This is a genomic window from Sphaerobacter sp., from assembly GCF_019683595.1.
In the GTDB taxonomy this organism is placed as follows: domain Bacteria; phylum Chloroflexota; class Chloroflexia; order Thermomicrobiales; family Thermomicrobiaceae; genus Sphaerobacter.
In genome coordinates, this window is record NZ_JADGHZ010000190.1 from 1 (window position 1) to 6,515 (window position 6,515).

Below are 6,515 nucleotides of genomic sequence, written 5' to 3' on the forward strand. Positions count from 1 at the left end.
CTCACCCCCTGTCCCCTCTCCCAGAGCTGGGAGAGGGGACAGGGGGTGAGGGCTGTCCCGCGGTCACGTAGAATCGGGGTATCCAACCGAGCCGCACGCGGCGACGAGAAGGAGCATCCCATGTTCGAGACGTACCTCGGGACCGACGCGGGCGTCGTCCGGCTGACGACCTCCGGCGTGGAGCCGCTCGGGCTCGACGACCAGCGGATCAGCGCTGTCTATGCGCTTCGCGACGCACGCGGCGACACCGTGCTCCTGGCCGGGAGCTACGGCAACGGCCTCTTCCGCAGCAGCGACGGCGGCCACACGTGGAACCCGGTCGACGGCGGGATGACGGCGCCCGCCGCGCGCACCATCACCCCGGATCCAACCCGCACGGGTGCGCTGCTCTGCGGCACCGAACCGGGGCGGATCTTCCGCAGTCAGGACGACGGCCGCACCTGGGAGGAGCTGGCGGGTATCCGCGACCTACCGGGCTGCGAGGAGTGGTTCCTGCCCTACTCGCCGCGCGCCGGCGCGGTGCGCAACATCTACTCGCCGCCGGGTGAGCGCCAGCGCCTGCTGGCATCGGTCGAAGTCGGCGGGCTGATCGAGAGCCGCGACGGCGGAGTCACCTGGGCCTACGTCGACGTGGGGCCCGACCACGACATCCACCACATCGGCGGCCACCCCTCGGACCCGCAGATCCTCTACGCCTCGCTCGGCTACGCCGCGCTGAAGTCGCAACCGCGCGGCAACGGTGCGCCCCAGTACGGCGGCATCGCCCGCTCCCGCGACGGCGGTGCGACCTGGACCAAGATAGAGACGGATTACACGCGCGCCACGATCGTCCCGCCGACGCGGCCTGACCTGCTGCTCGCCGGTCCGGCACCGCACGTCGGGCGCATGGGCCGCATCGTGGTCTCGGCCGACGGAGGCGACACCTGGGAGCCGGCCGGAGCCGGCATCGACACGCCGATGGAGGACATGGTCGAGCTCTTCCTGGCGGCGCCGGACGACACGATCTGGGCGATCTGCTCCGGCGGACGGCTGCTCGTTGGCGAGCCCGCCGACCCCGGCGCCTGGCACTGGCGCTCGGCCCTGCCCGCGAACGTCGCGGCCCGGGTCGAATCGGTCTCCTTCCTGGCCGGGTGAGAGCCGGGCATTGAAGGGCGTGCTCCGGGGCGAGTGGTGTGAGGATCCCACGCCGTGGTGCGTGCCCGGGCCGAAAGCTGCCGTGGGCTAACCCCCGGCACCTACCACGGCGTGGGGATCCGCGTACCACCTGTCTCAGGCACGGACGGGGCGTGAGGGCCTTTCGTATCCGGCGGGGGCAGTCTTGGACGCACCGCGTTCAAAAAGGTCCCGATCAAGGGGGCGCCCGGTTGTCGCCGCGAGGAGGACACCGGGCGCCAGTACGGGGAGGGAATCCGCCCGACAACGCTGGTGGCCGCGGCGTCGGGCGCCAGGGAAGGGGAGTGATCGGGTCGTTCTCAGCATAGCCCCCGAATACTCCAATCTTCCTTTCGACACCACGCGGTTTTGCTGTTAGAGCTGTCACAAATGCCGAGCTGCCGAAACCAGCGGCACATCCATGCCGCTCTCCCATCGGCAAGCTGTGTGAGCAGGTCGCGTGTTCTGGTGGGCAGCGTTTGACGTCGCCGAACAGTGCTGTGTGAACACCGTGGCTGCGGTTGGGAGACGGCGGCCCGGCATGGGACGCCATCGCCTGGGAGGCATGCCTCCGGAGCGGGGCCTATCGCCACCGGGCTCCGGCTTTCCTTACGGGCGTTTGCCGCTCGCGCGGATGCTCGATGCATAACGCTTCTTCAGGTTCACCTCTTGCCCCGTGGGGCGTGGTCGGGCTAGGCTGAGGGATGCTATGACGACCGAGGACTGTCCCGACCAGTCGCATCTATCGCCCCGACCGGTCAGCGCCAGCGAGACGACCCTGGCGCAGCTCATGCTGTTGACCGATGCCAACCCGGCCGGGAACGTGCACGGCGGCACGATTATGAAGCTCGTGGACACCGCGGGCGGCATCGCCGCGGCACGCCATGCGCAGCGGCGCGTCGTCACGGTGATGATGGACTCCATGACGTTCCTCCACCCGGTCTACGTCGGCGACCTCGTTATGCTCCACGCCCGCCTCACCTGGACCGGCCGCACGAGCATGGAGGTCGAGGTGGTCGTCGAGGCGGAGAACGTGCCGACCGGGCGGGTCACGCGTACCTCCACTGCCTACCTTGTCTACGTCGCGCTGGACGACGAGGGCCGGCCGACGCCGGTGCCGCCGCTCCTGGTCCGGACGGAGGAGGAACGGCGTCGCTGGGAAGAGGCCGAGGCCCGCCGCGCCCGCCGGTTAGGATGACAGCCTGCGGGGGGCAGGGCCGCGCGCAGGGGAAGGGAACCCAGCGTCGATGACGTCGGAGCACCGCCGGTTGGTCCTGTCGGTCTATATCCCCACACTGCTCCTGGCATTCGGCCAGGGCGTCATGATTCCGGTGCTCCCGGTCTACGTCACGCGTCTTGGCGGGGAGTATGGCATGGCCGGTGTGGTCGTCGCCGCCGCGTGGATCGGGACCACGCTCTTCGACTTGCCCACCGGCTTGCTGCTGCCCCGTATCGGTTACCGGCGCGCGATGCTCCTGGGGGCTGGTCTGTTCGCGGTTGCTACGACCGCGCTCGGCCTAGCCCACGTGGTCCCCGAGCTGATCGTCTATCGCTTCTTTGCCGGCGTGGGCACCGCGTTCTGGGGCCTCTCCCGCCATGCCTACATCAGCCAGGCAGTGCCTCCGGCATCGCGCGGGCGGGTCATCTCCGTCTTCGGCGGGATCAACCGGCTCGGCACCTTCACCGGGCCTGCCATCGGAGGGTTGATCGGCAAGCTGTACGGCCTGCCGGCGGCGCTGATCGTGGCCGGGGCGCTGGCCGGGCTGGCGTTCGTGGTTGCGGTCTTCTTCGTCCGTGACCTGCCCGGGACCGCCCCGGCCGCCCGGCATGGCTTCGACCTCTCCGTGCTGCGCGAGGCGGTGGCCGGCAACCAACGGAACGTCGTCGCCGCCGGGACGGCACAGATCTTTGGGCAGATGATCCGGGCCTCGCGGCAGATCGTCATCCCGCTCTACGCCGCCTCCCTCGGCCTGGACGACTTTCAGGTCGGTCAGATCGTGAGCGCCTCGTCGTTGGTCGATGTCCTCCTCTTCGTGCCGGCCGGGATCGTGATGGACCGGTTCGGGCGCAAGGCGGCGGCGGTGCCGTCCTTCACCGTCATGGGGCTGGGCATGGCACTCGTCCCCTTCACCCACAGTTACTGGACCCTGATGGCCGCCGCGCTGGTGCTCGGCTTCGGCAACGGGATGGGCTCCGGGACGATGATGACGTTGGGTGCCGATCTCGCGCCCCGGGGGCGCACGGGGGAGTTTCTCGGTATCTGGCGCTTCATCGGGGATACCGGACAAGCGATCGCGCCGCTGGCGGTGGGGCAGGTCGCCGATCTGATCGGCCTGGCGCTCACGGCCGGCGCGACCGCGGGGCTGGGGCTGATTGCCGCCGGAACCCTGGCCTTCTTCGTCCGCGAGACGCATCAGAAACGCGTGGCAGAGCTTTCCGGCGTGGCCCAGCCCGCCAGAAGTGTGGATCGCATCTCACCGCACCGGTGACGTCACCCAGTCACCGTTCGGCGTTTCATACGTTCTAGATGGAGAGCACTGATGCGTGAAGTGGAGGCGATCGACCGGGCCGGAGAAGCTGGCTATCGGCTCGCCATGCGGGTTGGGTTCGTGCCTCCCAGTCACGTACACTGTGGGTGTCGGGGGACGGCCGATGGGGATCGGCCATTGGCACCCGTTTCAACTTCGTGACATAATAAACGACCCTGGGTGCCTCCCGGGACCGAGCGTGGTAGGATAGCGGTATCGCAGAACCGGTTTGAGGCGCGCTGTCCCTGGCCGGAGCTTTGGCCCGGCGCTGTTCGCGCCCCCGCCGGACTGCCCACACTCGAACAAACCTGTTGGAAGAGGGCTTCATCTATGGTCAGCCGCTACGACATGTACTCGGTGCGCTACCCGCTGCTGCCGCTCAAGAACGTGGTGATCTTCCCGCGCAACGTGGTCACGCTCCTCGTCGGCAGAACGCGCTCGATCCAGGCGGTAGAAGAAGCCATGAGCCGCGACCGCCGGATCGTGGTGGTGGCACACCGGGACGCATCGGTCGACGATCCGCGTCCGGATGACCTGTACCAGATCGGGACCCTGGCCGAGATCGTCTCGATCGAGCATCAGCAGGGCGGCAATATCCAGGTGGCGCTGGAAGGGCTCTCACGGGTTGAGATCTTGCAGTTTGATGGGCCACGCCCGTTCTACACCGTCCGGGCCGAGCCGGCCGTGGAGCGGGTGACCCTCACCCCCGAGGCCCAGGCCCTGGTCCACTACGTTCAGGACCTGGCCCGCCAGCACCAGGAAGCCAAGAACACCTTCTCCAGCGATGTCATGGAGATGCTGCGGGGGCTCAATGACCCCTCCCACCTGGCAGACCTGCTGACCACGCAGTTGATTCGGGACGCGAGCCAGCGCCAGTCGTTCCTGGAGAACCTCGACCCGCTCAACCGGCTCGAGATGCTGGCGGTGCAGCTCGCGACCGACCTCGACCTGGCGTCGCTGGAGCAGCGCATCAAGGAGCGGGTCCGGGAGCAGATCGACAAGAACCAGCGGGAGTACTTCCTGCGCGAGCAGCTCAAGGCGATCCACGACGAACTCTCGGGCGAGGGCGGCAATGAGATGGAGGCGCTGCGCGAAAAGATCCGCGCGCGCAAGCTGCCGCAGGACGTCGAGGAGAAGCTGCTGCGCGAAGTTTCGCGCCTGGAGCGCATGCCGACCGTCTCCGCCGAGGGGACAGTCGTGCGCAACTACATCGACACGCTGCTCGCCCTGCCCTGGACCGAGATGACCGAGGACAACCTCGACCTCGAACACGCCGAGCAGGTGCTCAACGCCGACCACTTCGGCCTCAACCACGTCAAGGAGCGCATCATCGAGTTCCTGGCCGTGCGGAAGCTGACCCAGGGGCGGGGCGCGATCGGTGCCCAGATCCTCTGCCTGGTCGGCCCGCCGGGGGTCGGCAAGACCAGCCTCGGCCGCTCAATCGCGACCGCGATGGGCCGCAAGCTGGTGCGCGTCAGCCTGGGCGGCGTGCGCGACGAGGCCGAGATTCGCGGTCACCGGCGGACCTACATCGGCGCCTTCCCGGGCCGGATCATCGGCGCGATGAAGACGGCTGGAACCATCAACCCGGTGATCGTCCTCGACGAGATCGACAAGATGGCGTCCGACTACCGGGGCGACCCGGCCGCGGCGATGTTGGAGGTGCTGGACCCCGAGCAGAACCACGCCTTCAACGACCACTACCTGGATCTGCCGTACGACCTGTCCAAGGTCATGTTCATCGCCACGGCCAACTCGCTGTATGCCATCCCCAAGCCGCTGCGGGACCGGATGGAGATCATCGAGATCAGCGGCTACACCGAGCACGAGAAGATCGAGATCGGCCGCCGGCACCTGCTGCCGAAGCAGTTGGAAGCGCACGGGCTGGCGCCCGACCAGATCGAGATCCCGCAGAAGGTCTGGATGCGGATCATCCGTGGCTATACCCGCGAGGCGGGCGTGCGTAACCTGGAGCGCCAGATCGCCAGCATCTGCCGCAAGGTGGCGCGCGATGTGGTGGTCAAGGGCCGGACGAAGCGCGTGCGGCTGACCTTGGCGCGGCTGGAGGACTACCTCGGGCCGGAGCGGTATGGCTTCGATCCGAAGATCGGCGAGAGCCAGGTCGGCGTGGCCATCGGCCTGGGCACGACCGACGTCGGCGGGGAGTTGATCCCGGTCGAGGTCGCGGTGATGCCCGGTCGCGGCTCGCTGACGATCACCGGCCGGGCCGGCGACGTGATGCAGGAATCGGCGCGCGCGGCGCTGAGCTATGCGCGCTCACGTGCCGACAAGCTGGGTATCGAGCCCGACTTCCAGGAGAAGCACGACCTGCACATCCACCTGCCCGAGGGCGCCATCCCCAAGGACGGCCCGTCGGCCGGGATCACCATGGCCACCGCGCTGATCTCGGCGCTGACCAAGCACCCGGTCCGGTCGGACATCGCCATGACGGGCGAGATCACCCTGCGCGGCCGCGTGCTGCCCATCGGCGGCCTCAAGGAGAAGACCATCGCCGCCCACCGCGTCGGCATCCGGCGCCTGATCGCTCCGGAGGACAACCGGCGCGACCTGGTGACGGTGCCGGAGCAGATCGCGGCCGACATGGAGTTCATCTGGGTCGAGAACATGGACCAGGTGATCGCCGAGGCCATCGACTTCGGCGCGGCGCAGGAGGATATCGACCCGACGCTGGAGAAGCGGCTGAACGAGAGTGCCACCCAGCCGGACGTCGGGAGCCTCCCGGAGCTACCCGTCCAGGACGCCGTCGCTGGGGCATAGCTGACCACGGGCGCGGGGGGCGGCCGGGGGCGCGGTGGGCCCCCCCCCCCCCCCGGA

At 68.7% G+C, this 6,515-nt stretch carries 4 protein-coding genes; all 4 read left to right on the forward strand.

The window, feature by feature from the left end:
* The first annotated feature begins 120 nt into the window (after positions 1–120).
* The 4 genes from IRZ30_RS14710 (at position 121) to lon (ending at position 6,458) form a co-directional block, all read left to right on the forward strand.
* Entirely contained in the window at positions 121–1,134 is a 1,014-nt protein-coding gene (locus tag IRZ30_RS14710; RefSeq protein ID WP_294086225.1) for a sialidase family protein, read from the forward strand.
* Positions 1,135–1,861: 727 nt separating this feature from the next.
* The gene (locus tag IRZ30_RS14715; protein WP_294086226.1) at positions 1,862–2,350 is read left to right on the forward strand and encodes an acyl-CoA thioesterase; all 489 of its coding nucleotides are present in this window, start codon (positions 1,862–1,864) and stop codon (positions 2,348–2,350) included.
* Between the two features lie 49 nt (positions 2,351–2,399).
* Positions 2,400–3,641 (forward strand): MFS transporter, encoded by a 1,242-nt coding sequence (locus IRZ30_RS14720; RefSeq protein ID WP_294086227.1) that lies wholly within the window; start codon positions 2,400–2,402, stop codon positions 3,639–3,641.
* A gap of 369 nt (positions 3,642–4,010) precedes the next feature.
* Positions 4,011–6,458, forward strand: coding sequence for an endopeptidase La (gene lon / locus IRZ30_RS14725; protein ID WP_294086228.1), 2,448 nt, complete (start codon positions 4,011–4,013; stop codon positions 6,456–6,458).
* Positions 6,459–6,515 lie beyond the last annotated feature (57 nt).

Bases quoted from the DNA above. Each gene is read 5' to 3' on its own strand.
- IRZ30_RS14720 (WP_294086227.1), top strand. From the start codon at position 2,400: ATGACGTCGGAGCACCGCCGGTTGGTCCTGTCGGTCTATATCCCCACA.
- IRZ30_RS14715 (WP_294086226.1), top strand. From the start codon at position 1,862: ATGACGACCGAGGACTGTCCCGACCAGTCGCATCTATCGCCCCGACCG.
- lon (WP_294086228.1), top strand. From the start codon at position 4,011: ATGGTCAGCCGCTACGACATGTACTCGGTGCGCTACCCGCTGCTGCCG.
- IRZ30_RS14710 (WP_294086225.1), top strand. From the start codon at position 121: ATGTTCGAGACGTACCTCGGGACCGACGCGGGCGTCGTCCGGCTGACG.